At 74.6% G+C, this 26,149-nt stretch carries 24 protein-coding genes; 14 read left to right on the top strand and 10 right to left on the bottom strand.

The annotated features are described in order from the left end of the window. Positions 1-7 precede the first annotated feature (7 nt). On the top strand, positions 8-1,288 hold the full coding sequence (locus ACWDCZ_RS09180; protein WP_117488441.1) for a GNAT family N-acetyltransferase: 1,281 nt from the start codon (positions 8-10) through the stop codon (positions 1,286-1,288). Positions 1,289-1,349: 61 nt separating this feature from the next. On the opposite strand, the gene ACWDCZ_RS09175 is transcribed toward ACWDCZ_RS09180, so the two are convergent. Then, on the bottom strand, positions 1,350-2,168 hold the full coding sequence (locus tag ACWDCZ_RS09175) for a TetR/AcrR family transcriptional regulator (protein ID WP_234348640.1): 819 nt from the start codon (positions 2,166-2,168) through the stop codon (positions 1,350-1,352). Positions 2,169-2,348: 180 nt separating this feature from the next. Here ACWDCZ_RS09175 and ACWDCZ_RS09170 point away from each other — a divergent pair, with 180 nt between their 5' ends. Then, positions 2,349-2,921 (top strand): N-acetyltransferase family protein, encoded by a 573-nt coding sequence (locus ACWDCZ_RS09170; protein ID WP_449815596.1) that lies wholly within the window; start codon positions 2,349-2,351, stop codon positions 2,919-2,921. Between the two features lie 70 nt (positions 2,922-2,991). Here the strand turns inward: ACWDCZ_RS09170 and ACWDCZ_RS09165 are convergent, their stop codons facing one another. Together ACWDCZ_RS09165 and ACWDCZ_RS09160 are read right to left on the bottom strand one after the other, a co-directional pair. Continuing rightward, on the bottom strand, positions 2,992-3,471 hold the full coding sequence (locus tag ACWDCZ_RS09165; RefSeq protein ID WP_449815595.1) for a macro domain-containing protein: 480 nt from the start codon (positions 3,469-3,471) through the stop codon (positions 2,992-2,994). 9 nt (positions 3,472-3,480) lie between these two features. Continuing rightward, positions 3,481-4,827 (bottom strand): MFS transporter, encoded by a 1,347-nt coding sequence (locus ACWDCZ_RS09160; protein WP_449815594.1) that lies wholly within the window; start codon positions 4,825-4,827, stop codon positions 3,481-3,483. Positions 4,828-4,941: 114 nt separating this feature from the next. Between ACWDCZ_RS09160 and ACWDCZ_RS09155 the strand changes: the two genes are divergently transcribed. Continuing rightward, the gene (locus ACWDCZ_RS09155; protein ID WP_375876609.1) at positions 4,942-5,928 is read left to right on the top strand and encodes a LysR family transcriptional regulator; all 987 of its coding nucleotides are present in this window, start codon (positions 4,942-4,944) and stop codon (positions 5,926-5,928) included. Positions 5,929-6,024: 96 nt separating this feature from the next. Here the strand turns inward: ACWDCZ_RS09155 and ACWDCZ_RS09150 are convergent, their stop codons facing one another. Continuing rightward, positions 6,025-6,639 (bottom strand): YceI family protein, encoded by a 615-nt coding sequence (locus ACWDCZ_RS09150; RefSeq protein ID WP_049661334.1) that lies wholly within the window; start codon positions 6,637-6,639, stop codon positions 6,025-6,027. A gap of 184 nt (positions 6,640-6,823) precedes the next feature. Here ACWDCZ_RS09150 and ACWDCZ_RS09145 point away from each other — a divergent pair, with 184 nt between their 5' ends. The 8 genes from ACWDCZ_RS09145 (at position 6,824) to ACWDCZ_RS09110 (ending at position 14,824) form a co-directional block, all read left to right on the top strand. Next, positions 6,824-10,015 (top strand): SNF2-related protein, encoded by a 3,192-nt coding sequence (locus tag ACWDCZ_RS09145; protein ID WP_449815593.1) that lies wholly within the window; start codon positions 6,824-6,826, stop codon positions 10,013-10,015. A 25-nt stretch (positions 10,016-10,040) separates the two neighbouring features. Beyond that, the gene (locus ACWDCZ_RS09140) at positions 10,041-10,241 is read left to right on the top strand and encodes a hypothetical protein (RefSeq protein ID WP_449815592.1); all 201 of its coding nucleotides are present in this window, start codon (positions 10,041-10,043) and stop codon (positions 10,239-10,241) included. Between the two features lie 33 nt (positions 10,242-10,274). Continuing rightward, a complete protein-coding gene (locus tag ACWDCZ_RS09135) occupies positions 10,275-11,261 on the top strand; it encodes an RNA polymerase sigma-70 factor (RefSeq protein WP_449815591.1) in 987 nt (328 codons plus the stop codon). 34 nt (positions 11,262-11,295) lie between these two features. Then, complete coding sequence (locus tag ACWDCZ_RS09130) at positions 11,296-12,393, top strand: DNA polymerase III subunit beta family protein (RefSeq protein ID WP_117488431.1); 1,098 nt, start codon at positions 11,296-11,298, stop codon at positions 12,391-12,393. A gap of 69 nt (positions 12,394-12,462) precedes the next feature. Then, positions 12,463-13,266, top strand: a complete 804-nt coding sequence (locus ACWDCZ_RS09125) for an alpha/beta fold hydrolase (RefSeq protein ID WP_449815590.1) — start codon at positions 12,463-12,465, stop codon at positions 13,264-13,266. 104 nt (positions 13,267-13,370) lie between these two features. After that, positions 13,371-13,778: a helix-turn-helix domain-containing protein gene (locus ACWDCZ_RS09120; RefSeq protein WP_416873662.1), complete on the top strand. Its 408-nt coding sequence runs from the start codon at positions 13,371-13,373 to the stop codon at positions 13,776-13,778. Positions 13,779-13,780: 2 nt separating this feature from the next. Then, positions 13,781-14,332 (top strand): hypothetical protein, encoded by a 552-nt coding sequence (locus ACWDCZ_RS09115; RefSeq protein WP_388044930.1) that lies wholly within the window; start codon positions 13,781-13,783, stop codon positions 14,330-14,332. A gap of 138 nt (positions 14,333-14,470) precedes the next feature. Further along, on the top strand, positions 14,471-14,824 hold the full coding sequence (locus ACWDCZ_RS09110) for a DUF2516 family protein (protein ID WP_049654152.1): 354 nt from the start codon (positions 14,471-14,473) through the stop codon (positions 14,822-14,824). Positions 14,825-14,945: 121 nt separating this feature from the next. Here ACWDCZ_RS09110 and ACWDCZ_RS09105 read toward each other — a convergent pair whose 3' ends face one another. Next, positions 14,946-16,439, bottom strand: coding sequence for a PP2C family protein-serine/threonine phosphatase (locus ACWDCZ_RS09105; protein WP_049654153.1), 1,494 nt, complete (start codon positions 16,437-16,439; stop codon positions 14,946-14,948). Between the two features lie 551 nt (positions 16,440-16,990). Then, positions 16,991-17,824, bottom strand: a complete 834-nt coding sequence (locus ACWDCZ_RS09100) for a methyltransferase domain-containing protein (RefSeq protein WP_416873660.1) — start codon at positions 17,822-17,824, stop codon at positions 16,991-16,993. A gap of 216 nt (positions 17,825-18,040) precedes the next feature. Here ACWDCZ_RS09100 and mshA point away from each other — a divergent pair, with 216 nt between their 5' ends. Further along, the gene (mshA, locus tag ACWDCZ_RS09095; RefSeq protein ID WP_449815626.1) at positions 18,041-19,411 is read left to right on the top strand and encodes a D-inositol-3-phosphate glycosyltransferase; all 1,371 of its coding nucleotides are present in this window, start codon (positions 18,041-18,043) and stop codon (positions 19,409-19,411) included. 79 nt (positions 19,412-19,490) lie between these two features. Beyond that, a complete protein-coding gene (locus ACWDCZ_RS09090; RefSeq protein WP_449811333.1) occupies positions 19,491-20,045 on the top strand; it encodes a YbjN domain-containing protein in 555 nt (184 codons plus the stop codon). A 12-nt stretch (positions 20,046-20,057) separates the two neighbouring features. Here ACWDCZ_RS09090 and ACWDCZ_RS09085 read toward each other — a convergent pair whose 3' ends face one another. After that, positions 20,058-21,413 (bottom strand): MDR family MFS transporter, encoded by a 1,356-nt coding sequence (locus ACWDCZ_RS09085; RefSeq protein ID WP_449815589.1) that lies wholly within the window; start codon positions 21,411-21,413, stop codon positions 20,058-20,060. A gap of 149 nt (positions 21,414-21,562) precedes the next feature. On the opposite strand from ACWDCZ_RS09085, the gene ACWDCZ_RS09080 reads away from it, so the two are divergent. Then, entirely contained in the window at positions 21,563-22,321 is a 759-nt protein-coding gene (locus ACWDCZ_RS09080; RefSeq protein ID WP_049657900.1) for a phosphoglyceromutase, read from the top strand. 81 nt (positions 22,322-22,402) lie between these two features. Here the strand turns inward: ACWDCZ_RS09080 and ACWDCZ_RS09075 are convergent, their stop codons facing one another. From ACWDCZ_RS09075 to ACWDCZ_RS09065, 3 genes are all read right to left on the bottom strand, one after another. Continuing rightward, positions 22,403-23,641 carry a tyrosine-type recombinase/integrase gene (locus tag ACWDCZ_RS09075; protein WP_449815588.1) on the bottom strand — a complete coding sequence of 413 codons (1,239 nt, stop codon included), beginning with the start codon at positions 23,639-23,641 and terminating at the stop codon, positions 22,403-22,405. 319 nt (positions 23,642-23,960) lie between these two features. Continuing rightward, positions 23,961-24,191: a helix-turn-helix domain-containing protein gene (locus ACWDCZ_RS09070; protein ID WP_449815587.1), complete on the bottom strand. Its 231-nt coding sequence runs from the start codon at positions 24,189-24,191 to the stop codon at positions 23,961-23,963. A gap of 1,291 nt (positions 24,192-25,482) precedes the next feature. After that, positions 25,483-25,827 (bottom strand): hypothetical protein, encoded by a 345-nt coding sequence (locus ACWDCZ_RS09065; RefSeq protein ID WP_449815586.1) that lies wholly within the window; start codon positions 25,825-25,827, stop codon positions 25,483-25,485. Positions 25,828-26,149 lie beyond the last annotated feature (322 nt).

The raw sequence follows: 26,149 nt of genomic DNA, 5'->3' as shown, positions 1-26,149 counted from the left end.
TGGCCCCATGGGCAACAGCAACGATCACGCGGCCGTCGACACCGTGAGCGGGCTCCAGGTCCGGGCCGTCTCGGTGGACGAGGTCGCGGAGTGGAACCGGGCGCTCAACTTCGGCTTCCTGCGCCCCGAGGTGGCCGTCGCGGAGGACCTGCGCCGCCGTTACTGGGAGCCCGGCCGGATGCTGGCCGGCTTCGACGGCGAGCGCCAGATCGCCACCTTCCGCAGCTTCGACACCGAACTGACCGTCCCGGGCGGGGCCGTCGTGCCGGCCGACGCCATCACCAACGTCGCGGTCACCGCCACCCACCGCCGCCGCGGCCTGCTCAGCGCGATGATGCGGCGGGACCTCGCGGCCGCCGCCGAGCGCGGCAGCGCGGTCGCGATCCTGGCCGCCGCCGAGTACAACATCTACGGCCGCTTCGGCTTCGGCCCGGCCACCCAGGGCGCCGGCTGGAACATCGAGCTGCGTCGCACCCGCGGTCTGCGCGAGGGCCTGCCGGGCGTCCCCGGCGGCCGGACCGACTTCGTGACCATGGCGGAGCTGCGCGAGCTGGGAGCCGACCTGCACGAGCGCTGGCGGCGCACCCAGCCGGGGGCGATCGAGCGCGACACGCTCTGGTGGGAGCGCACCTCCGGCGAGGTGCGGGCGCCGGGCGACGAGTTCAAGGAGCCCTTCGCCGCCGTCCACCGGGACGCCGCCGGGGAGGTCACCGGCCTGGTGCTCTACCGGATCGCCAACAAGTGGGACGGCGCCTACCCCGACTGCAAGCTCACCGTGAGCGAGTTCATCGCCCTCGACCTGCCCACCGCCGTCGAGCTGTGGCGCCTGGTGCTGTCGGTCGACTGGGTGTCCCGGGTCGAGGTGCCCAAGCTCGCCCCGGACGACCCGCTGCCGCTGCTGCTCCAGGACCCGCGCGCGGCCACCCCGCACGAGGGCAACGGGGACCTCGTGTGGCTGCGGGTGCTGGACGTCGAGGCCGCGTTCGGCGCCCGGAGCTACGGCGCCCCCGGCCGGGTGGTGCTGGAGGTCGACGACAGGCTCGGCTACGCCTCCGGCCGTTGGGCGCTGGAGACGGCCGAGGACGGCACCGGCCGCTGCGTCCGGACCACGGACGACGCCGACCTCGCGCTCGGCGCCTCGGAGTTGGGCTCGCTCTACCTGGGCGCGGAGACGGCGTCGAGGCTGGCCGCGGCCGCCCTGCTCACCGAACTGCGCCCGGGCGCGGCCGCCGCCGCCGACCTGCTGCTGCGCACCCCGCTGCGGGCCTGGACGCCGACCGAGTTCTGATCCCGTGCGCGTGCCGGAGGCCGACCCGTTCGCGGGCCGGCCTCCGGCGTTGTCGCGGGCGCTACTTGACCGCCGCCTTGCCGATGGTGGGCAGGATGAAGTCCTGGATCAGGCCCTTGGCGTCGCGGACGATCGGCCGGAAGACCCGGTAGCGGGACAGGTTGATCATCCGCGCCGCGAGCGGCGTCGAGCGCCGGACGAACTCCCTGGTCCGCTCGGTGTCCGGGGTGCGGTCGAAGACCCAGTACAGCACCACGATCATCAGGTAGAGCCAGAGCACGTCCGGCAGCAGCTCGACCAGTTCGGCGTCCAGTTTTGGTGCCAGCTCCGAGCCCTGGAGGACGTCGCGGAACAGCTCGACCGCCGTCGCCCGGGCCGGGTGGGACTCGTTGGAGAACGGGCTCAGCGAGCTGGTCGGGTCGGCGGCGGTGCGGAAGAACTGCGCGGAGAACTCGTGGTACGGCGCGGCCGTGTCGAGCCAGGAGTCCAGCGCGATCCGCAGCCGCTCGGAGAAGTCCCGGGTGTGGGCCATCCGGCGCCTGGCGTCGGCCGCGTGCTCGTAGGTCATCCGGTCGTAGAACCCCTGGATCAGGAATTCCTTCGCCGAGAAGTAGTAGTAGGCGTTGCCCACCGAGACGCCGGCCTCGGTGGCGATGGCGCGCATGGTGGTCTTCTCGTAGCCCCGTTCCTGGAACAGCCGCATGGCCGTCTCCAGGATCAGGGCACGGGTCGCCTCACTCTTGTCGGTCTTCGGCTGGGCCCGGCCGCCGGGCAGGGGCCCGCCCTCCGGTGCGGGGCCGCCCTCCGGTCCGGGCACGGCCGGAGCCCCGGCCGTGCCGTTCCCGCCGTCCGTTCGGTTCGTCGCTGCCAGGTCGTCCACGAGGACGAGCCTAGCCGGAGACGACGTTCCATCCGGTGTCGGTGTTCGTGGCACCGGATGCCCCCTCCGCACCCGGTACCACGATGACCCCCCGAATTTCGAACGCGTTCAAAAGCCGAGTGGAACTGTAGACGTTTCGGTTGAACATGTTCAACTCCATCTCTGTGGGAGGCTGGTCACATGATCAGTTCAGGACAGATCGTCATTCGGCGCGGCGGAGTGCGGGACGCCGAGGCCGTCGCCGAGCTGCACGCCCACAGCTGGCGCACCACCTACCGGGGGATCGTCCCGGCGGAGGGGCTGGGCGACGGGATGGCGGCCCAGCGGCGCGAGCTGTGGGAACTGCGCCTGGACGCCGACTACGGGGAGCCGGAGAACACGCCCGAGCTCCTGATCGCCGAACGGGCCGGTGCGGTGGTCGGGTTCATCTACCTCGTCCCGCAGCCGGACGGCGGGGTGCTGATCGACAACCTGCACGTGCGCCCCGGCCTGAACGGTGGCGGCATCGGCCGCGAGCTGCTGACCGCGGGCCGCGCCCATGTCGCCGAGCGGCACCCCGGGGCCGCACTCTCCCTGGAGGTGCTGCGGGACAACACCCGCGCGATCGCCTTCTACGAGCGCGAGGGCGCCGAGCGGGTCCGGGCGCAGGAGGGGGAGTTCCCCGGCGGATTCCTGCTGCCCGAGTACGTGTACGCCTGGCCGGCCGAGCGCGTGGCGACCGGGGCCGACCGGCCGAAGCCGGCGGACCGGTAGGAACGGACCGATGGGAACAGATCAGTAGGAACGGATCGGTGGACGTGGAAGCGGCGCCGGAGCGGCCCGGTCAGTCGAAGTCGTAGACCGTCACCGGGACGCCCCGGCCCGTCAGCCGGGCGGTGACCAGCGGCTCGACCCGCTCCCAGCGCCCGCCCGCCAGACCGCAGCCGATCCGCGGCATGTGGACGGAGGCGCCGAGCCGGAGCGCGTGCCCGCCCAGCGCGTCCAGCCCGGTGTCGATCGCCTCGTACCGCACGGGCACCCCGGTGGAGCGCCCCGTCCGGATGCCGCGCTGGCCGACCAGGTTGGCCACCCAGACGTGCGGATCGACCCGCACCAGCTGGACGGCGCCGAGCCCGAAGTCGTTCGTCGCCCGCTCCCGGTGCCAGCGCCGGTACGCCGCCTCCGGCTCGGGCCAGCGTCTGGAGAGCGCGAGCACGAAGCCCTTGCCCCAGCCGCCGAGGTCGTTGCAGACGTGCGCGATCACCTTCACGCCCTTGCCGTGCGGCGTGGTGGCATCGCCTCGGACGTAGGTGATTTCCTCCATGCCTCGACGTTAGAGGGAGGCACTGACAATCCGCTCGGAATTATCCGCCGCCGCCGAACCCGCCGTACCCGCCGAACCCGCTGCACGTGACGCACCGTCCGAGCCGGGGCCCGAGGCGCCGCCGGTCGTCGCCGTCCCCGGCGTCGCCAGGTGCCGCCGCCCCGCCAGCGCGATCAGCAGCGCGAGCCCGGCGGCCGCGGCGGGCAGGGCGTAGCCGGTGCCCGGAGCGGCCCGCTCGGCGACCGCCCCGGCGAGCGCCGCCCCCGCCGAGATGCCGACCACGATGCCGGACACCGCCATCGCCATCCCCTCGTTGAACTGCCGCCGCGGCAGCAGCTCCTGGACCAGCGTCATTCCCGTCACCATGGTCGGCGCGGTGGCGGTGCCGGCCGCGAACAGCGCCACGCCGAGCAGTCCGAGACCGGCCCCGCCCAGTCCGGCGGCGAGCGGCAGCAGCAGCACCGCGACCATCGCCGTGGCGCCGAGCAGGAAGCGCGGGCCCGGCGCCCGACGCGGGGCCAGCAGTCCGAACAGCAGCCCCGCCAGGCAGGAGCCGGCCGCGACCAGGGCCAGCAGCAGGCCGGCCGACGCCTTGTGGCCGAGCGCGTCGGCGTACGCCACGGTGGTGATCTCGGTCGCGCCGAAGACCATGCCGGTCGCCAGGAAGGTCAGCACCAGCACCCGCAGCCCGGGCACCCGCAGCGGGGAACCGGCCGAGCCGACCGAGCCGACAGAGCCGGGCGGCGGCAACGGCGGTTCGGTGCGCCGCTGGGCGGCGAACAGCAGGGCGCCGGTGGTGCCGAGGGCACCGGCGGTGACCAGTCCGGCCTCCGGGGCGAACGTGGTGCAGAGCACCATCGCGAGCACCGGTCCGGCCATGAAGCAGAGTTCGTCCAGCGCCTGCTCGAAGGAGTTGGCCAGGTGCCGGGCGGCCGGGTCGTCCCGGTGCAGGTGCGCCCAGCGGGAGCGGGCCATGCCGCCGAGGTTGGGTGCCGCCGCCCAGGCCGCGGAGCAGAGGAGGAGCGTCCAGTCGGGTGCGCCGAGCCGGACGCAGAGCAGCAGGCCGGTCAGCGGAACGGCGTTGTACAGCGCGGCCGGTACCGTCACCCGCGCCTGCCCGTACCGGTCCACCAGCCGTCCGATCAGCGGCATCCCGATCGCGCCGGTGACCAGCCCGGTCGCCGAGACCGCCCCGGCCAGCCCGTACGAGCCGCGCCGTTCGGAGAGCAGCACCACCAGTGCGACGCCGTTCATCGACAGCGCCAGCCGGCCGAGCAGTCCGGTCAGGGTGAAGGCGACGGCGCCGGGGGCCGCGAACAGCCGTCGGTAGGAGGTGAGGAGGGCGCGCGAGGGCATCGGGCTCCTGTGAGCAGGTGGGAAGGGGGTGCCCCCAGCCTGGTGCCGGCGGCGGGCGGCCGTCCAACACCTGTTTCGCCGCACTCACAACACCCTGTTGTTAATCTGCCGCCCATGCCCCGTGACCTGCACCCCCGTCTGCTCCGCGGCTTCGTCGCGACCGCCGAGACCCTGCACTTCGGCCGGGCCGCCGAGCGGCTGCACACCGCCCAGCAGGCGCTCAGCCGGGACGTCCGGACCCTGGAGGGGCTGCTCGGCGACGCGCTGTTCACCCGAACCACCCGCAGCGTCGAACTCACCCCGGCCGGGCGGCGGTTGCTGCCCCGGGCGCGCCGGTTCCTCGCCCTGCACGACGAGATCCTCGCCGAGGCGGCGACCGGGGCCGGGGCCGCCGCCCGGCCGCTGCTGCTCGACCTCAACAGCGACGTCAACGGCCCGGACCTCGCCGCCGACCGGGTGCTCGAACGGGCCCGCGCCGCCTGGCCGGAGGGCGAACTGCTGGCCCGCTTCCACGGCGGGCTGGCCGCGGCCGCCGCCGAGCTCCTGGCCCACCGGCTGGACGCCTCCTTCGGGCGCTTCGCCGGACTGCCCGCCCCGGTGCGCGGTCAACTCGTCCAGCTGCCGGTGCGGTTGGAGCGGGTTTCGGTGATGATGGCGGACACCCATCCGCTGGCCGGCCGCGCCGCCCTGCGCCTGTCGGACCTGGTCGGGCACCCCGTCGACGTCTGCGTGGGCAACCCGGCCACCACCGAGTGGGCCGACCTCGGCACCCGGCTGCTGCGCGAGCACGGCCTGACGGCGGCCGCGCCGTACGCGCCGCCGGTCGGCGTGGACGAGACCGCCCGCTACCTGGTCCGGCACGGCGATCCGATGCTGACCACGGTCGGTGGTCCGCGGATGCCGGGGACGGTGAACGTGCCGCTGGTGGAGCCGGTGCCGCTGACCCTGGTCAGCCTGGTGCACCGGCCCGGCGAGCGTCACCCGGGGCTGCGGGCGCTGGCCGCGGCGGCGGACGAGCTCGGCGCGGCCGAGGGCTGGCTGCGCCGCCCGCCGGGCAGCTGGCTCCCCGCGGCGGACGCGGCGCTGCTGCCCCCGGGGTAGGCGAAAACCGCCCCTGCCCCCGGGGGGAGGGGCAGGGACGGTGCTCAGGGGGCGGCCCGCGACGGGGCGAGGCCGGCCGCGACGGGGACGGCCGGCTCAGGCCGCCTTGACGGCGGAGATCTCGAAGCTGAGCTTGACCTTCTCGCCGATCAGCACGCCGCCGGTCTCCAGCGCGGCGTTGTAGGTCAGGCCGAACTCGGTGCGGTCGAGGACGGCCTTGCCCTCGAAGCCGACCCGGTCGGCGCCGTACGCGTCGGTGGCGCTGCCGGTGTACTCCAGGTCGAGCACGACCGGGCGGGTGGTGCCCTTGATGGTGAGGTCGCCGGTCATCCGGTACGAGTCGCCGCCGACCAGCTGGGCGGAGGTGCTGCGGAAGCGGATCTCCGGGTGGGCGTCGGCGGCGAAGAAGTCGCCGGTGCGCAGGTGCTCGTCGCGCTGGGCCTGGTTGGTGTCGACGCTCGCGACCTTGATCACCAGCTCGGCCGTGGAGTTGCCCGGGTGGGTCCCGTCCAGGTGCAGCGCGCCGTCGTACTCGGTGAAGCGGCCCTTGACGTTGGTGACCATCGCGTGGCGGACCGAGAAGCCGATCTCGCTGTGCGTGGTGTCGATCGTCCAGTCGCCGGTCAGGTGGGCGAGGTCCGGACCGGCCGGGGTCCGGACGGCGGCCGCGGCGGGGGCGGTGACGGTCTTGGTGCGGTTGAACAGGCCCATGGCTTCCTCCTTGGTTCGAAGCCAGTTGTTTAGGCTTCAACTTGTTGGCTCCAGCGTAGGACAACTTCGTTCAACTTTCAACCATGGCGTCCGGGCTTCCCCCGAACGGCTCAGCGGGCCGGTCCTGTCGGCCCTCCCGGTTAGGCTGCGAAGGACGGTTCCCACCCCGCCCGGAAGGCCCCCGATGTTCGTCCTGCACGCGCTCTGGCGGGCGGACGGGCGGCTGGCGCTCTGGGCCGAGGACGCCCGCGCCCACCCCGGCGCCCCCGAGCCGCACCCCGACCGGCCCGCCCCGCGCGCCCACCCCTACGCCTGCCCGGCCGGCGAGCTGGCCGCCGTGCTCGGCGGCATCGGCCCGGGCCTCGGCTGGCTCGCCGGCCAGGCCCCCGAGCGCTGGGCCACCCTGCTGCTGCCCACCGTCGGCACCGTCCCCGCACCCTCGCCCGACCTGCCGGTCACCCCGCCGCGCGGCGGTGCCGTGCTCACCCCCTGGCGGGTCCCGGCCCTGCTCTTCGACGCCGGGGCCGCCGCCCAGCTGCTCGGCGAGGTCTTCGACCCGGTCTGGGCCGTCACCGGCACCGACCTGCCCGGCGCCGGACGGGTCGAGGTGGTCCACGGCCCCTCGCTGCGCTGGCTCACCGGGGTGCACGACCTCGCCTGGCGGACGGTCGGCCGGGGCCGGGTGCTGCCGCTGCCCGTGACCGCCGCCGACGGCCGGCCGCGGGCCCGGTGGCGGCCCGACCCCACCCCGGCCGGGCGCCGCGAGGCCGCCGCCCTGGCCGCCGGCTGCCCGCCCGTCCTGCTGGGGGAGTGGCCGCACGGGCCCGGCAGCGGCGAGGCGCTGCTGGGCGCCGCCCTGGGCGCACTGGTGGACGCCGAGGCCCGCGCCGCACTGGCGGACACCCCCTTCCCCGCGCCGGGGGAGGCCGTCGCCGAGCGCTGGCTGCACGCCCTCGCCACCCCCGACGGCGCGATCGACGGCGCCCCGGCCGGGGAGGTCGCCGAACTTCGCCGCCGGCTCGGCGCCTGGTACGCCGCCGCCGAGCCCGTCGACCCGGCGCTGCGGCTCTGCTTCCGCCTGGTCGAGCCGCTCGGCCCCGACGCGGACGACCCCGAGGGCCGCCCCTCCGACGACGCCTGGCGGCTGGAGTTCCTGCTCCAGGCCGTGGACGAGCCCTCCCTGCTGGTCCGCGCCGCCGACCTGCACGAGGGCGGCGCCGCCCACGCCGCGCTCGCCCGCAAGGCCGCCGACCCGGTCGACGTCCTGGTCGCCGAACTCGCCCGCGCCGCCCACCGCTGGCCCGCCCTGGACGGGCTGCGCCACCGCTCCCGCCCGTCCGCCCTGCCGCTCGACCGGGCCGGTGCGCTGGACTTCCTGCGCACCGCCGCGCCCGCCCTCGCCGAGGGCGGCTTCGGGGTGCTGCTGCCCGCCTGGTGGAGCCGCCGCCCCCGGCTCGGGCTCGCCCTGCGCGCCACCACCCCGCCCGCGCCCGGCACCCTCGCGGTCACCAGCCAGGTGGACCGGGACGCCGTGGTCGCCTTCCGGTGGCAGGCCGCGCTCGGCCCGGAGGGGGAACCGCTCACCGAGCACGAACTGGCCGAACTCGCCGCCGCCAAGCAGGGGTTGGTCCGGGTGCGCGGCACCTGGCTGGAGGCCGACCCGGCCCAGATCGCCGCCGCCCTCGCCTTCCTCGCCGACCGGCGCGACGGCGTGCTCGCCGCCACCGAACTGCTCCGGCTCGCCCTCGACCCGGACGCGACGGTCGCCGGGCTGCCGGTCACCTCGGTGCGCGCGGACGGCCCGCTCGGCGACCTGCTCGCCGGGCGGGGCACCGGCGCGGTGGCGCCGGAGCTGCCGCCGGACTTCCGGGCCGAGCTGCGCCCGTACCAGGAGCGCGGGCTGGCCTGGCTGCGGACCATGTCCGGGCTCGGCCTCGGCGCCGTACTGGCGGACGACATGGGCCTCGGCAAGACCGTTCAGACGCTCGCCCTGCTGGTTGCGGAGAAGGCCTCCGAGAAGGTCCCCGGGAAGGCTTCCGAGCGGGCCTCCGGGAAGGCCCCCGGGCGGCCCGATGATGCCGTCGGCCCGACCCTGCTGGTCTGCCCGATGTCCCTGGTCGGCAACTGGCAGCGCGAGGCCGAGCGCTTCGCCCCCGGCCTGCGGCGGTACGTCCACCACGGGGCCGGCCGCCTCGGCGCGGAGCAACTCGCCGAAGCCGTACGGGGCGTGGACCTGGTCATCACCACCTACGGGCTGGTCCAGCGCGACCTCGCCGCCCTGCGCGCGATCCGCTGGCGCCGGGTGGTCGCCGACGAGGCCCAGCACATCAAGAACACCGGCACCGCGCAGTCCCGGGCGATCCGGTCGCTGCCCGTCACCCGGCACCGGATCGCCCTCACCGGCACCCCGGTGGAGAACCGGCTCGCCGAACTGCACGCCGTCCTGGACTTCGCCAACCCCGGCCTGCTCGGCCCGGCCGAGCGCTTCAAGGAGCGCTACGCGATCCCGGTCGAGCTGCACCGCAACCCCGAGCGCACCGCCGAACTCCTGCGCCGCACCGCCCCGTTCGTGCTGCGCCGGGTCAAGTCCGACCCGGCGGTGGCGGCCGAGCTGCCCGCCAAGCAGGAGATGACCGTCTGGTGCAACCTCACCGCGGAGCAGGCCGGCCTCTACCAGGCCGTGGTCGCCGACCTGCTGCGGCGGGTCGAGGGCATCCGGGGCGTGGAGCGGCGCGGCACGGTGCTGGCCTCGATCGGCAAGCTCAAGCAGGTCTGCAACCACCCGGCCCAACTGCTGCACGACGGCTCGGCGGTGGCCGGGCGTTCGGGCAAGGTCGCCCGGCTGGCCGAACTGCTGGAGGAGGCGCTGGCCGAGGGCGACCGGACGCTGGTCTTCACCCAGTACGCCGAGTTCGGCGCGATGCTCCGCCCGTACCTGGAGCGCAGGCTCGGCGAGGAGGTGCTCTACCTGCACGGCGGCCTGGCCCGGGCGCGCCGCGAGGAGCTGGTCGACCGCTTCCAGTCCCCGGACGGGCCACGGGTGTTCCTGCTCTCGCTGCGGGCCGGCGGCACCGGCCTCAACCTGACCGCAGCCAACCAGGTGATCCACCTGGACCGCTGGTGGAACCCGGCGGTCGAGGAGCAGGCCACCGACCGCGCCTTCCGGATCGGCCAGCGCCGGGACGTCCAGGTCCGCCGACTGGTCTGCGTCGGCACCGTCGAGGAGCGGATCGACGAACTCCTCACCGCCAAGCGCTCGTTGGCCGAGGCGGTGGTGGGGGAGGGGGAGCGCTGGCTCACCGACCTGCCGGTCGACGCACTGCGCGAACTGGTCGCCCTCACCCGGGAGGACGCCGTGGCCGAGGAGGACCTATGACCGGTTCCGGCACCGAGGAGGACGTGTGACCGACGAACCGAGACCGCCCGTGGTCAACGTCGCCGCCTACTGGCGCGGCGACTTCACCCTGAGCCCCGCCCCGGCGGAGGAGGAGGACGGCCCGGACGAGCCCTCGCTGCGCCGCCTCGGCCGCTCCGGCATCACCGCGTACGGCCGCGACCTCTCCGCCGTGCTGGCCCCCGCCTACGAGGCCTTCCTGAGCTGAGCGCGACGACTACCGTGCGGTAGCGTCGCGCGGGTGACCGACACCCACGAGACCGGGCCGGCCGGTGAAGCCGGGCAGACCAGCGCGACCGGGCCGACCGACCCCTGGCTGGCCGACTTCGAGCGGCACCGGCGGACGGTCTTCGGCATCGCCTACCGGATGCTCGGCAGCGTCGCCGACGCCGAGGACCTGGTCCAGGACACCTGGCTGCGCTGGAGCGGCGTCACCGGCCCGGTCGCCAGTCCCGGCGGCTTCCTGGCCCGTACGGTCACCAACCTCGCCCTCAACAAGCTGGACTCGGCCGCCGTCCGCCGCGAGTCCTACGTCGGCCCCTGGCTGCCCGAGCCGCTGGTCGCCGAGCCGGACGCGACCGACGGCGTCGAGCGGGCCGAGACCGTCTCGGTCGCCCTGCTGGTGGTCCTGGAGAGCCTGTCCCCGCTGGAGCGGGCGGTGTTCGTGCTCAAGGAGGCCTTCGGCTTCTCCTACCAGGAGATCGCCGAGGCCCTGGACCGCACCGAAGCCGCCTGCCGCCAGGTCGGCAGCCGGGCCCGGGCGCACGTGCGCGCCCGCCGGCCGCGCTACGACGCCCCGCCCGAGCTGCGCCGCCGTGCCACCGACGAGTTCCTGGCGGCCTGCGTCGGCGGCGACCTCAACCGGATGCTGGAACTGCTCGCCCCCGACGTCACCAGTTGGACGGACGGCGGCGGGGTGATCAGCGCCGCGCTGCGGCCGGTCACCGGCGCCGACAACGTCGCCCGCTTCGTCCTCGGGGTGCTCCGCCGGCTGGGCGAGGGGGCCGGTGTCCGTCCGGTGCTGGTCAACGGCGTGCCCGGCGTGCTGGTCACCGTGGACGGCGCGGTCGACTCCGTCACGGTCTTCGAGTTCGCCGAGCAGCCCGACGGCGCCGTGCGGATCTCCGAGATCCGGGCGGTCCGCAACCCGCGCAAGCTGGCCCACCTGGCCGACCCGGCCCCCGCCCCCGGCGCCGACGGCAGCGCCGACCGCCCCGGCCCGGCTTGACCCTCGACCAGGTCGAGCCCGCAGAGTCACCGGCATGGAGAGCGAGCTGCACAGCATCGGCGAACTGGCCCGCGCCAGCGGCCTGGGCGTCGGCACCCTGCGCTACTACGACGGCGCCGAGGTGCTCACTCCCGCCTGGGTGGACCCGCAGACCGGCTACCGCTGGTACCGGCCCGGCCAGCTCGCCGACGCCCGGCTGCTGGCCCGGCTGCGCCGGGTCGGCCTGCCGCTGGCCGGCATCCGCGCCGTGCTCGGCGCCGCGCCCGGCAGCGGCGGGGCCCGGCAGGTGCTCGACGCACACCTGCGCCGGCTGGAGGACGGCCTCGCCGACGCCCGCCGCGAGCTCTCCCTGATCCACGCGATGATCGACCAGAGGGAGCAGCCGATGACCACCACCCCCGCCGGACTCCGGCTCACCGTCCCGGCCGAGGAGCTCGCGGCCGCCCTGGACGCGGTCCGCTTCGCGGTCTGCGGGCGCCCGGAGCTGCCCTCGCTCGCCGGCGTGCTCTTCGAACCGGACGGACCGGTGCTGCGCCTGGTCGCCACCGACCGCTACCGGATGGCCCTCGCCGAGGTGCCCGCCACCGGCGACACGCCCGAACGGCCGGTGGCCGGCACGGTCGTCCCGACCGCGCTGGTGGACGCGCTGCGCGCACTGCTCGGCGCGGGCCCGGCCGAGGTGGCGCTCACCCTCGGGGACGGACCGGTCCGGGCCGAGGTCGGGGAGCACCGCATCGAGGGCGTCGCGTTGGACGTCGACTACCCCGACCACCGGGCCGTCACCCGGCTCGAACCGGAGCACCGGATCACCCTGTCCGCCGCCGACCTGCGCGCCGCCGTCGAGACCGGCGCCACCCGCACCCTGCCCTCCGGCCCGGACGGAGCCGACTGCGAGGTCACCGTCCTGACCCTGGCCGGGGACGGAAGCCTGACGGTCGCCGACGACCCGGCCCCCGAGGGCTACCGACTGGCCGTCAACCGGGACTTCCTGCTCGACGCCCTCGACGCCGGGCGGCCCGGACAGCTGCTCCTCGAACTCGGCGGCCCGATCGCCCCGTTGGCCGTCCGCACCCCCGGGCGGGCGGGCACCTTCTCGGTCCTGATGCCCGTCCGGCTGCCCGAGTCCGCCTGACTGCCTGACGGCCGCGGCCTGACCGGCCTGACCGGCCGGGCCTGACGCGGGCTCTGGAAGGATCACCGCATGAGCCCGCACACCGATCCCCGCGCCTCCGACGTCCACGTCCCGGCCCCCGGCGGCGGCCGGCTGTGGGCGGAGCGCCGCGGCACCGGCAGCCCGGTGGTCCTGCTGCACGGCTCCGGCATGGACTCCCGGCTGTGGGACGCCGTCGCCCCGGCGCTGTCCCGGCACCACGACGTGATCCGCTACGACGCCCGCGGCCTCGGCCGGTCCGCCGCGCCGGAGCGGGCCTTCGACGACGTCGCGGACCTGCTCGCCGTCCTGGACCACTTCGGTCTGCGCCGCGCCGCGCTGGTCGGCCTGAGCATGGGCGGGGAGACCGCGCTGGACTTCGCCCTCGCCCACCCCGGCCGGGTCGCCGCGCTCGGCCTGGTCGGCGCCTCGGTCAGCGGCCACGACTGGCCGCCGTCCCCGGAGACCACCGCCTACGCCGAGGCCCGGCGCCGGGGCGACACGGCGGCGCTGGCCGAACTGGAGCTCTCCGTCTGGGCCGCCATGGGCCGCGACGCGCCGGGCGGCGAGCTGGTCGCGACGATGGTCGAGGAGAACGCGGCCCGCCGGATCGTCAGCGAGCACCACCTCGCGGGCGCGCCGGCCCGGGCGGCCGAACCGCTCCTCGGCACCGTCACCGCGCCCGCCCTGGTCGTCCACGGCGACCGCGACCACCCGGAGATCGCGGCGATCGCCCGGCGGCTCGCCGCCGACATCCCCGGCGCCCGCGGCCACCTCGTCCCGGACGCCGACCACTACCTCCCGCTGCGCACCCCCGAACGGCTCATCGAGCTCCTCCTCGCCCACCTGGCCTGACCCCCGGCCCCGGCCCGCCCACCCGGCCGGCCTCCCGGCAGGGCCCGTTTGCTGCCGCTAGCACCCTGCTTGCATTTGCAAGCAGGGTGTTGCAGGCTGTCCGCATGGCCTCACTGAACGTCGGCTCGCTGGGCGAGTACATCCGCGAGCAGCGCCGCAGCGCCCAGTACTCGCTGCGGCAGCTGGCGGAGGCCGCCGGCGTGTCCAACCCGTACCTCAGCCAGATCGAGCGCGGGCTGCGCAAGCCGAGCGCGGAGATCCTCCAGCAGATCGCCAAGGCGCTGCGGATCTCGGCGGAGACGCTGTACGTCCAGGCCGGGATCCTGGAGGAGCGGCGGGGCGAGGGCCTGGAGCTGCGGGCCTCGATCCTGGCCGATCCGCTGATCAACGAGCAGCAGAAGCAGGCGCTGCTCGCGGTCTACGACGCCTTCCTCAAGGAGAACGCGTCGTCGGCTCCCAAGCCGACGGCCGACGGCCCAGCCACCCAGAACACCCACCGGGAGGACCGGTAACCATGCCCATCACCGACGAGATCAAGAAGACCCTCGGCGACCCGACCCCGCTGTACGCCCTGGCCGGCGCCGGAGACCTCGCGTACGAGAAGCTGCGCGAGGTGCCGGGACGGGTCGAGGCGCTGGCGGCGGACCGCAAGGGTGCGCAGGAGAAGGCGACCGCCAGGCTCCAGGAGGCGCAGTCGCTGCTGACCGGGGCGCAGGCCAAGGTCACCGAGACCGTCACCACCCTGCCGACCGACCTCAAGGCCCTGCAGGAGCGGGCCCAGGGCTTCGCCCTGCAGCAGGTGGCCCGCGCGGTCGAGCTGGCGGTGAAGGCCAAGGAGACGTACGACGAGCTGGCCGAGCGCGGCAAGGTCGTGGTGGACAAGGCCCGCCCGGGCACGCCGGACGAGGCCGAGCGGCCCGAGCCGGCCGCGGAGCTGGTCGAGGCCGAGCCGGCGGCGGAGGTCGCGGAGGTCGTGGAGGTCTCGGAGCTCGCGGAGGTCGACGCCGAGCCCGCCCCGAAGAAGTCCGCGCGGGCCCGCAAGGGCGCCGCCGACGCCGCGGAGTGACCCGGGGCGTGTCCGACACGCCCCCGTACCCCGTGGGGCACATCCGGTGACCACGGGACGTTGAGCCCGTCGCGGACGGTCGTCGTGCCAGGATGGGCAGCGGTCGCAGCGCCGGAGTCGAGAGCAGAGGAGATCGAAATGGTCGGAGTGTTGCAGATTCTGGCCTTTTCCTACCTGAACCCGATCTGGTGGGCGACCATCGCCATCCTCGCCTACAAGCTGTTCGCCCTGGCCGACGCGGTCACCCGCCGGGAGGACGCCTACCGGGCGGCCGACAAGAAGACCAAGGGCTTCTGGGTGGCGATCCTGGCGATCTCCTTCGGCTGGGACTTCCTGTTCGGGGTGAACTTCTTCACCGGCATCGGCACCCTGGCCGGCCTGGTCGCCTCGATCGTCTACGTGGTGGACGTCCGCCCGGCGATCCGGGCGCTGACCGGCGGCAGCGGCGGCCGGGGCGGTCGGAGCAACACCGGGCCGTACGGCCCCTGGTAGGAGCGGCAGCCGACAACGTGACGGCCCGGGCGGGGAGTTCGCCCGTCCGGGCCGTCGCGTTGTCCGCCCTCGTTCTTCGTCGACCGCTTCCGCGCCCGTTCGCGCGCCCCTCGGCCGGGGATCAGCCGAGGATCAGCTGCACCGGGTTGCGCTCCAGCAGCAGCACCGCGACGTCGTCGGTCAGCGCGCCGCCGTTCAGCTCCTCGACCTCGGCGATGGCGCTGTCGATCAGCCGCCCCCGGGTCAGTCCGGCGGCCTGGTGGTCGCCGATCAGGTCCGCGAGCCCGTCCTGGCCCAGCCGGCGCGATCCGGCCCCGACCCGGCCCTCGATCAGCCCGTCGGTGTAGAGCAACAGCCGCCAGCCGGCCCGCAGTTCGACCTCGTGGGCGGGCCAGGCGGACTGCCCGTCGTGGCACGGAAGCAGGCCGAGCGCGGGCCCGGCGAGGTCGGCGGGCAGGGTGATCGGCTCGTGGTCCCGGCCGAGCAGCAGCGGCGCCGGGTGCCCGGCGAGGTAGAGCCGGGCCCGCTCGCCGGTGCCGAGCGAGTCGAGGCCGCTGCCGGGGCCGCCGGGCTCGATGACCAGCATGCAGAGCGTCGCGAAGATCTCGTCGCTGCGCCGTTCGTGCTCCAGCACGTGCTGGAGGGTGGTGAGCAGGGTCTCGCCGGTGAGGCCCGCGAAGACCAGGGTGCGCCACGCTATCCGGAGCGCGACGCCGAGCGCGGCCTCGTCCGGGCCGTGGCCGCAGACGTCACCGATCACGACGTGGACGGCGCCGTCGTCGGTGCGCACGGCGTCGTAGAAGTCGCCGCCGAGCAGTGCGCGGCGGCGGCCGGGGCGGTAGCGCCGGGTGAAGGAGAGCCCGGCGCCGTCGAGCAGCGGGGTGGGCAGCAGGTGGCGCTGGAGGCGGGCGTTCTCCTGGCCGCGCAACTCGGCCTCGACCAGGCGGCGCTGGGACTCGTCGGCGCGCTTGCGCTCGACGGCGTAGCGCAGGGCGCGGGCGAGCAGCGGGCCGTCCGTCTCGTGCTTGAGCAGGAAGTCCTGGGCGCCGGCGGCGACGGCGGCCGCCCCGAGTTCGGCCCCGGCGGCGTCGGTGAGCACCACGACCGGGGTGTGCGGGGCCCGCCGGAGCAGCTCGTGCAGGCCCTCCAGCCCGTCCGAGGAGTCGGTCGGGTGCGGCAGGTCGGCGGGCGCGGCGAGGTCGAGCAGCACGCAGCCGAACTCGGGGGTGCGGGAGCGCCCGCGCCGGGCCCAGTTCACGGGCGGGGCGAGCAGTTCGGTGGCCTGGTCCAGGCCGCGGGCCCAGTGGATCTCGATGGAGGTGCCGCTGTCGGCCACCGCCGCCTTGATCAGCTGGGCGTCCGAGGCGTCGTCCTCGATGACCAGCAGCCGCAGCGGGGCGCCGTCGGCCGGTCCGTCCGCCGCCGGGCCGCCCGGGTCGGAGATGTGGGACGGGTGGGAGGCGTGCGCGGCCCGCGAGCGGGGGTGGGGTATCGGGGGAGCCGCCGAGGCCGGTCCGGTCGTGACGCGGCTTCGGGCATGACCGACGGGGGCGCCGTCATGGGCGCCCGGCAGGCCCGCGGCACCAGGTGCCCGCCCGTCTCCCGTTGCGGGCATCGGTGGTTCCTCCCTTTCCCCGACTGCGTAACGGTCGACGTCCGTCCGCAGTGCCCGCCTGGCACCGCGCGTCGGGGAACTTCTCGCGACCATAACGTGATCTCCGGGGATTTCTCTGGCCGACCGGCGCCGTTGTGGCTATTGCCACGCCGGTGGTGGTGTGGTGACTGGACTCGGACGAGCACCCGGGCTCCGTCGGGTGGCTGCCGGAAGGGCTGCCGGGCGGTTCCGGGAAAGGGGAGAGGGCGATGGTTGCGCGGATCACTCTGGTGGAGGGTGACATCACGGAACAGCCGGTGGACGTCGTGGTGAACGCCGCCAACTCGTCGTGGTGCACACCGTCGGGCCGGTGTGCCGGGCGGAGGAGTACGAGGAGCGGGCGGGGCTGCTGCGGGCCCGGCGGGAGCTGTTCGGCCGGGGGTCTGAGGGCGGGACCATCGTGGCGCGTCGGGGCGTCAACACGCCAGAGATATTCGATAACTCGTTCGAGTGAACGTATCGAATCGCTCACCGGCTCTCGCCGCGCACCGCCCGCACGACGGCCGCGACGGCTACGGCGCGAGCGCCGACCAGGGCACCGTGACCTCGCCCTGCCGCCACCGCCCGCGCGCGTCCACCAGCGGCCAGCTGCCCGCCAGCGCCGTGCAGGCCGCCACCCAGCGCTGCCGCGCCCCGAACGCCCCGTACGGCGCGGCCGCCGCCCAGGCCCGGTCGAAGTCGGCCAGGAAGGCGTGCACGGGCCGCCCCGGCACGTTGTGGTGGATCAGCGCCTTCGGCAGCCGCTCGGCCAGGTCGGAGGGCTGGCCCAGGCCGCCCAGCCGGGCCGCGAAGGTCACCGTCCGGGGCCCCTCCGGGCCGAGCGCGACCCAGACGTGCCGCCGCCCGATCTCGTCGCAGGTGCCCTCCACCAGCAGCCCGTCCGGGGCGAGCCGCGCGCACAGCCGCTCCCACACCCCGGCGACCGCCGATTCGTCGTACTGCCGGAGCACGTTCGCGGCCCGGATCAGCTGGGCCGGCCCGCCGCCGTCCAGCGGCACCTCGAAGCCCCCGCGCCGGAAGGTGAGCAGCGGCGGCTCGGCGTACGGCAGTGCGGCGGCGACCCGCTCCGGCTCGATCTCGATCCCGACCACCCGGACGTCCGGCCGCACCGTGCGCAGCCGTCCGGCCAGTTCGACGGCGGTCCACGGCGCGGCGCCGTAGCCGAGGTCCACCGCGACCGGCGGCCGTCCGGCGGCGCGCAGCTCGCGGCCGAGGGTGTGGGCGATCCAGCGGTCCATCCGGCGCAGCCGGTTGGTGTTGGTGGTGCCCCGGGTGACCGTCCCGACCGGGCGCCCGGTCCGTCCGCGGGCGGGCGCGGCGGGAGCGGGGTCGAAGGAGGCAGCCATGCCCAGAAGGGTAGTCGGGTCGCCGACGGCACCGTGCTGACCTGGGGCGATGGCGGCCGTTCCGGCCGGTGGGCCGGGGCGGGAATGCCGGGCGCGGTCCGTGTGGTTGGCACCCTGATGGTGATGTGTGCCCGGACGGGGCTGCGCACACCGGACAACGGGCGGCCCGGCGCGGACCGCCTCGACGGGCCGCACAGAGGAGGCTTCAGCCAGGTGATCCAGCACCCCGTCCGTTCGGTACGCCGGGCCCAGCCCGCCGCCCCCGCGCGCGGCCGGCTCCAGTCGCTCGTCCCCGGCCGCCGCCGCCCGCGCCGGATAGCCATGCTGAGCGTCCACACCTCGCCGCTGCACCAGCCCGGCACGGGGGACGCCGGCGGGATGAACGTCTACATCGTGGAGCTGGCCAAGCGCCTGGCCGACCTCAACATCGAGGTCGAGGTGTTCACCCGGTCGATCTGCTCGGACGACGCGCCGACGGTCGAGCTGGCCCCGGGCGTGCTGGTCCGCCACGTCACCGCCGGTCCGTACGAGGGCCTGGTCAAGGAGGACCTGCCGGCCCAGCTGTGCGCCTTCACCCACGGGGTGCTGCGGACGGAGGCGGGCCACCGCCCCGGCCACTACGACCTGGTGCACTCGCACTACTGGCTCTCCGGGCAGGTCGGCTGGCTGGCCGCGCAGCGCTGGGGGGTGCCGCTGGTGCACACCATGCACACCATGGCGAAGGTCAAGAACGCCGCGCTGGCCGAGGGCGACACGCCCGAGCCCGCGGCCCGGGTGATCGGTGAGACCCAGGTGGTGGAGGCGGCCGACCGGCTGATCGCCAACACCACCGAGGAGGCCGCCGAGCTGGCGCTGCACTACGCCGCCCGGCCGGACCAGCTGGCCGTCGTGCACCCCGGGGTCAACCTGGACGTCTTCCGCCCCGGCGGGCCGCGCACGCCCGCCGCCGTGCGGGCCCGGCTGGGCCTGCCGCAGGACGCCGCGGTGCTGCTGTTCGCGGGCCGGATCCAGCCGCTGAAGGCCCCGGACGTGCTGCTGCGGGCGGTCGCCGCGCTGCTGGGCCGCCGCCCGGAGCTGCGCGAGCGCCTGGTGGTGCCGGTGGTCGGCGGGCCGTCCGGCACCGGGCTGGCCCGGCCGGAGAGCCTGCACAAGCTCGCCGCCCAGCTGGGCATCGGCGACGTGGTGCGGTTCCACCCGCCGGTCGGCCAGCCGGACCTCGCCGACTGGTACCGCGCGGCGTCGGCGCTGGTGATGCCCTCGTACAGCGAGTCCTTCGGGCTGGTCGCGCTGGAGGCGCAGGCCTGCGGCACCCCGGTGGTGGCGGCCTCGGTGGGCGGCCTGCCGGTCGCGGTGCGGGACGGCGAGACCGGCACCCTGGTGCAGGGCCACGACCCGCTGGACTGGTCGTACGCGCTGGAGCCGTACGTCACCGACCGGGGCCTCGCGGCCCGGCGCGGCGAGGCGGCGGCCCGGCACGCGTCCCGCTTCGGCTGGGACACGGCCGCGGCGACCACCGCCGAGGTGTACGCCGGGAGCATGGCCCGCCCGGCGGGCCGGCTGGCCGGGGTCCGTCGCCGACCGGCCTGAGCGGAGGCCCGGGCGGAAGCCCCGGGGTCGAGCGGCCTGGGGCTGCGCCCGCCCGGTACCGACGAGTAACGTCACCCCCATGGCAATCCGCACCAAGGACGAGGCCCTGACCCTCCTGCGCGCCGCCCTGGACGACGCCGGGGTGGCCTGGGAGCCGGCCGCCACCGACCCGTACACGCTGGTGGCGGCCCTCCCGGGCACCCGCAAGCTGAGCACCACCTGCGCCCTGCGGGTCGGCGACCACACCCTGTCGGTGAACGCCTTCGTGATCCGCCGTCCGGACGAGAACCACGAGGCCGTCTACCGCTGGCTGCTGGAGCGCAACACCCGGCTGTACGGCGTCGGGTACGCGATCGACGCGCTCGGCGACGTCTACCTGGCCGGCCGGCTGCCGTTGGAGGCGCTCACCCCGCAGGTCGTGGACCGGCTGCTCGGCACGGTGCTGGAGAACGCGGACGAGCCGTTCAACACCCTGCTGGAGCTGGGCTTCGCCACCGCGATCCGGCGCGAGTGGGAGTGGCGGACCAAGCGCGGGGAGTCCACCCGCAACCTGGCCGCCTTCGCCCACCTGGCCGCCCCGCGGGACGCCTCGGCCGAGGCCCCGGATGCCCCGGACACCCCGGCCGCCGGCTGACCCGCGGGCCGGTCAGGCGCCCGTCGGGGCCTTCCCGGCCGGCTCCACCGCGGGCTCCGCGGCCGCGGGCGCCGTGGCCGTGCGCGCCGGAGCCCCCACCGCGGGCGCCGGGACCTCCGTGGCCACGGGCCGACGGCGCCCGGCCGCGCCGGTCCGGCGGGCCAGCACCACGTACCCGAGCGCGGTGACCGTCCCGACCGCCCCGCAGGCCGTCCAGAGCACCGCCGGCCCCGCGTGCTGGAGCAGCAGCCCGCCGCCCGCGGGGCCGAGGAACGAGGCGAGCGACCAGGAGAGGCTGTGCACGCCCTGGTAGCGGCCGCGTCCGTGGGTCGGCGCCAGCTCGGCGACCAGGCCCATCATCACCGGCGTGTTGAGGATCTCGCCGACCGTCCAGACGGCCACCGAGAGCGCGAACAGCCAGGCCGAGGACCCGGCCAGCGCGGCCAGCCCGAAGCCCCAGCCGGTGAGCAGACAGCTGGTGATCAGCAGCCCGGTCCGTGAGCGGCCCTCCATCCAGCGGGTCAGCGGGATCTGCAGGACCACGATCAGCAGCCCGTTCAGGCCGATGACCAGGCCGTACTCGGTGGAGGTGATGCCGGAGGCGCCCATGTCCACGGCCAGCGTGGTGCTGCCCTGCTGGAAGACCAGCGCGAGCAGCAGGGTGAGCCCGACCAGCGCCATGAACGGGGCGTCCCGGAACACCGAGAGCAGGCTGACCGGCGGTTCGGCGGAGCCGTCCGCCCGGCCGGGCGCGGCCTGCGGCCTGGTCTCCGGGATCCGGATGAAGATCACCACCGCGCAGACCAGGGTGGAGAACGCGTCCAGCAGGAAGAGCGTGAGGTAACCGTGGGTGGCGATCAGGCCCGCCACGGCCGCCGAGAGGCCGAAGCCGATGTTGATCGCCCAGTAGTTCAGCGAGTACGCGCGGACCCGGTCCTCGGCCGGCACCAGGTCGGCGATGATCGCCGAGGTGGGCGGCCGGGTGGCGTTGTTGCACAGGCCCACCAGGAAGGCCACCACGGCGATCGCCACCTGGCCGTCCGCGAAGCCGAGCACGGCGGTGAACAGCGCGGTGCCGAGCTGGGCGGCGAGCAGCGTGGGCCGGCGCCCGATCCGGTCGGCCAGCACGCCCGCGAGGATCGCCGCGACGGCCGAGCCGAGGCCGAACAGCGAGGCCACAAGGCCCGCGTAGGAGGCCGAGTACCCCCGGTCGACGGTCAGATACAGCGCCAGGAAGGTGACGACGAACGCGCCGAGCTTGTTCACCAGCGTGCTCACCCAGAGCCACCAGAACTGTCGCGGCAGCCCGCCCACGGTCTCCTGTACGAGTCTTCGGATCCGGGGGTTGGCGACCAGGGCGACGAGCATGTGGGGGCTCCCGTGGGCAGGCGTCCGCCGAACGGTGCGGCAGGCCCGGTCAGCCGACGCATGTAAGTGTCAGATGCGCGGAGCACACATTACACATCGGCCGAAGGTCCCCACCAGGGGTTTTCCGACCCCCCACTAAGCTGGGGGCCATGGCTGACACGACGTACCGACTCATCCTGCTCCGCCACGGCGAGAGCCAGTGGAACCAGAAGAACCTGTTCACCGGTTGGGTCGATGTCGACCTCAACGAGAAGGGCGAGAAGGAGGCCGCCCGCGGTGGCGAGCTCCTGGCCGCCGAGGGTCTGCTCCCCGACGTGCTGCACACCTCGCTGCTGCGCCGCGCCATCCGCACCTCCCAGATCGCCCTGGACAAGGCCGACCGGCACTGGATCCCGGTCAGCCGCAGCTGGCGGCTGAACGAGCGCCACTACGGCGCGCTCCAGGGCAAGGACAAGGCCCAGACCCTGGCCGAGTTCGGCGAGGAGCAGTTCCAGCTGTGGCGCCGCTCGTACGACACCCCGCCGCCGGTGCTGGCCGACGACGCCGAGTACTCGCAGGCCGGTGACGCGCGCTACGCCGACATCCCGAGCGAGCTGCGTCCGCGCACCGAGTGCCTGAAGGACGTCGTCGACCGGATGCTGCCGTACTGGTACGACGCCATCGTCCCGGACCTCGCCGCCGGCCGGACCGTCCTGGTCACCGCCCACGGCAACAGCCTGCGCGCGCTGGTCAAGCACCTCGACGGCATCTCCGACGAGGCCATCGCCGGCCTGAACATCCCGACCGGCATCCCGCTGGTCTACGAGCTGGACGCCGACTTCAAGCCCGTCACCCCGGGCGGCCGCTACCTCGACCCGGACGCCGCCGCGGCCGCCATCGAGGCGGTCAAGAACCAGGGCAAGAAGTAACCCACCTGGCGAAACGGCCCCCCACCTGCGCGTATGGCGCTGGTGAGGGGCCGTCGTCATTCCCGGGCCGTCTGTGGGCCGTCAGCCTTCGTGATCTTGGGGCGTGAAGACCCCTTCGATCGCCTTCCGCGCCCGGCGCCGGCTGTCCGGCATCAGGTGCGCGTAGACCCGCAGCGTCAGCCCCGGATCGGCGTGGCCCAGGTACTCGCTCACGGCCTTGATGCTCTCCCCGGCGTCCAGCAGCACCGACGCGAAGAAGTGCCGGAGCGCGTGCATGCCGTGCTCCCGGGCGGACGCGTAGGACTCCCCCTTGCCCGGCGTCGGGATGACCCCGGCGGCGGCCAGCGCGGGCTTCCAGTGGTCCTCGTTGAGCATGCCGCGCCAGACGATCGAGTCGGAGAGGCTGGTGAAGATCAGGCGCTTCGTCACCGGCGGTCCGCCCACCTTCATCCACGGCAGGGTGATCTCCACCGCCGGGAACCGCTTCATGTGGGCCTTGAGCGCGTCGGCCACCGGCCGGGGGAGCGGCACGCTCCGCAGCGTCCCGCCCTTCGGCGGCGCGAACACCGGCTTGCTCCGGCTCAGCTTGAGCTGCTGGGTGACGTGCATCGTGTTGGCGTCGAAGTCGAGGGCGTCCACGGCCAGGCCCAGGATCTCGCCCTGCCGGAGCCCGCAGCCGGCGCCGACGTCGACCGTGGCCCGGTACCGCTCCGTCATGCCCGCCCGGACGGCGAACACCCGCTCCGGCTCCCACGGGACGACCCGTCGGGAGCCGACGACCGGCGGCCGCACGGTCTGCGCGGCGCACGGGTTCCGGAGGAGGATGCCGTCGTCCACGGCCGCGCTCAGCACGGCCCGGACGTTGGAGAAGATGACCCGGGCGTACGACCCCGACATGCCGGAGGTCTCCAGCTCGGCGACGAACTCCCGGATGTGGCTGGGCTGGAACGACGTGAGCGGCCGGGCCCCGATCCGCGGGAAGGCGTGCCGCCGGAGCTGCGACTGCATCGAGGCCTGCGTGTTCGGGTCGCTGGTCTGGCTCCTCAGCCAGTGCTCGGCGAACTCCTGGAAGGTGGTCTTCGCCGTCGTCGGGTCGAGGTACTGGCCGCGCGACATGTCGGCCTCGATCCGGGCCAGCCACTCCTCCGCCAGTCGCTTCTGGCGGTCGGGAAAGCTCCGGCTCGTCTCCTTGCCGTCCGGGCCTTCATAGCGGGCCCGGTAGCGCTTGCCGGTGCCGTAGCGGTCGGTGCGGACGCGGTGGGGCTTGCCGTCCGGGCCCTTCTCGGTCTTGTACCAGCGGTCTTGGATGTGTCCGGCCATGGGGCCGCTCCTTGAAGTGGTGGTGGCTTCGTGTTGTTGGGTTGTTGTGGTTGTTGTTGTTGCTCTGACCTGCGACAACAACGGGGGGCGGGGGTGTGGGGAGGGGCTGGGGGAGGGGGGCTGGGTGGGCCCCGCCGGGGCGGTGTTGCGGGCGGCCTCAGGAAGAGGGCGCCTGGGGATGGGGCGGGATGGTCGTACTGGCGGGTGCTGGGGGCGGGCTTCGCGTCCTCCAGTACGGGGGGTGGGTGGAGGCCCTGCGGGGTGGGCCTCTCTCCGGGTGCCCGTCAGCCCTCGGAGAGGGGCCGCGTTCGGCTGTGGGTCAGGCGGCCTGCTGGGTCTGGTGGGTGACCCACTGGGCGACGGCGTCGGGGTGGTAGCGGAGGTGCCGGCCGACGCGGAAGGCGGGCGGGCCAGTGCGCTTGCGGCGCCACTGGTAGACGGTCTCCAGCGGGACGCCGAACATCGCGGCGATGTCCTCGGGGGTGAGGAAGCGTGCGGGGAGGGCGATCACGGTGGGTTGGGGGTCGGCCGGGGTGCTGCGGTTGGCCATGGGCCTCTCCTGTGGGTGAGGGCGGGGTGTCAGACCGGGTGTCAGGGGTGGGTGTCAGGCGGTGTCAGCGGCCGTCTGACACCGGGTTTGCCTAGGGGTTTGGGTGTCAGGGCTGTCAGGTGTCAGGGGGTGTCAGGCCCGGTGTCGGGGAGGGCTGGAGGAGGTGCCGGGGACTTGAACGGCTTTGCGGGGTGTGACTTTGGGTGATCTCCCACCCACCCCCCGCCCGGCGGGAGGGTGTCCTCCCGGGCCTCTGATCGGGCGGGGGAGGGCTTTTTCTGGGTGGGGGTGGGTGGGGGGAGGTTACGGACCGTTGCGGAGGTTGCCTCACGCGCCGGCTGCTCTGTTGGCGGGGTTCCGGGGTGGGGCGCGGTGGTGCTGGTTCGTGATCGACTTCCCCTTCCGGCCGGTGTAGTCGGGCGTGTAGTCGGGGCGTAGTCGGGGTTGTAGTCGTGTAGTTGTCGCAGGTCAGAGGCCTGGTGTAGTCGGGATCCGCCGGGCTCTGGCGGTTCCCGGGGGAGGGGCTGGGAGGGGACCGTTCGGGCCCCTGTTCCGGGAGGGCGCGGACGGGGTCTGGCAGGGTCCTGTCTTCCGGCCTCGGAAGTGGTGGGTTCGGGGCCGCGAGCGGGGTCGGACGGGGGTCTGGTCGAGGAGGGCGGTGGGGGTGGTGCCTTCCTTCCCGTGTCCGGCCCGGCGGGGGAGTCTGTCGCGGGGCCTGCGAGCGGGCGGGGAAGGGGCTCTTCTGGGCGGGGGCGGTGGGCATGGCGACCCCCTCTCGGGTGGTCGCTCTTCGGCGTTGTTGGCGTTGTTGTTGGTGCTTTGACCTGCGCCAACAACGGGGGCGGGGTGCTCTCGGCGGGGGAGGGGAGTGGGGGCGTCCTGGTGGTGGACACCGGGCCCGCTCCTGTCCGGCACGCGCCTGGGTGGTGACGGCGGTCGGGGCGGGGTGGGCCCCTGGGGCTTGGTGGGGAGCGGGCCCGGGGCTCTGTGGTGGTCGGTGGGGCGTCCGGCGGGATGGCCGGTCGGGCGGGGTGGGCGGCGGGCGTGCGGGGCATCGCGGTGGTCTCCGTTCGGGGCCGGGGGCGGTCCGGAAAGGCCGGAAAGGCCGGAAAGGGTTTTGAGCTGGGGTTTTGTGTGGCGGAAAGCCGTCCGGAATGGTCCGGAAAGGGGGCCGGAAGGTCGGCGGCAGGGGATCGCGGAGCCCTTCGCGGACCATTCCGGACCACTTTCCGCCAGGCGTTTTCGCTGGTCAGGGGGCCTTACGGCCTTTTCGGCCTTTCCGGACCGCTCCTCAGTCGGGTGGGGCGTAGAGGTAGACGGTCTGGTGGCGTCCGCCGGTGGAAAGCTGGGCAGCGGCGAAGCCGGGCAACTGGCACAGGCGGGCGGTGACGTCGGCGCGCTGGGTGGCGTTGAGCCGCTTCAGGAGCACCTGCACCTGGCTCTGCGTCATGCCGGAGGGCCCGGCGGTCTTCACCGCGTTCAGGAGCTTGTCCAGGTGCGGATCGCCTGTGCTGGCGGCGGCGGTGGGTCCGAGGACGTGGGCGGCGCTGGCGCGGGCGTACCGGACGAGGGCCCATGCGGCGCGGAGGTGGGTTTCGCCGATGCGGTCGGTGTGGTCGGTCAGGGCGTAGACCATGGCGGCGCGTTTGGCGTAGGGGGCGGCGCGGGCGGTGAACTCGGCGATCGGGCCGTCGTCGCCCTCGTCCCCGCACAGCGCCAGGTAGACCTCGTCGCGCCAGAGCTGGGCGGCGTCGGGGGTGAGCTGGACTTCGCCGAGGCGGCGGGCGTCGGTGATGACGGTGCGCCAGGCGGAGGCGAGGTTGTCGATCAGTTCGTCGGAGGCGCCGGGGGCGTCCGGGAGGATGATGAGGATCTTCGAAATTCCCCAGCCCCGATCGGGTTCCCCACTTGCTTGACCAGGTCAAAGGAGTGGGGAGGGTGGGGATCGGGGAGCGCGT

The sequence above is a fragment of the Kitasatospora sp. NPDC001225 genome (genome assembly GCF_053597855.1).
Note: the sequence above shows the minus strand (reverse complement) of the source record. Positions and strands in the feature narration are given on the sequence as shown.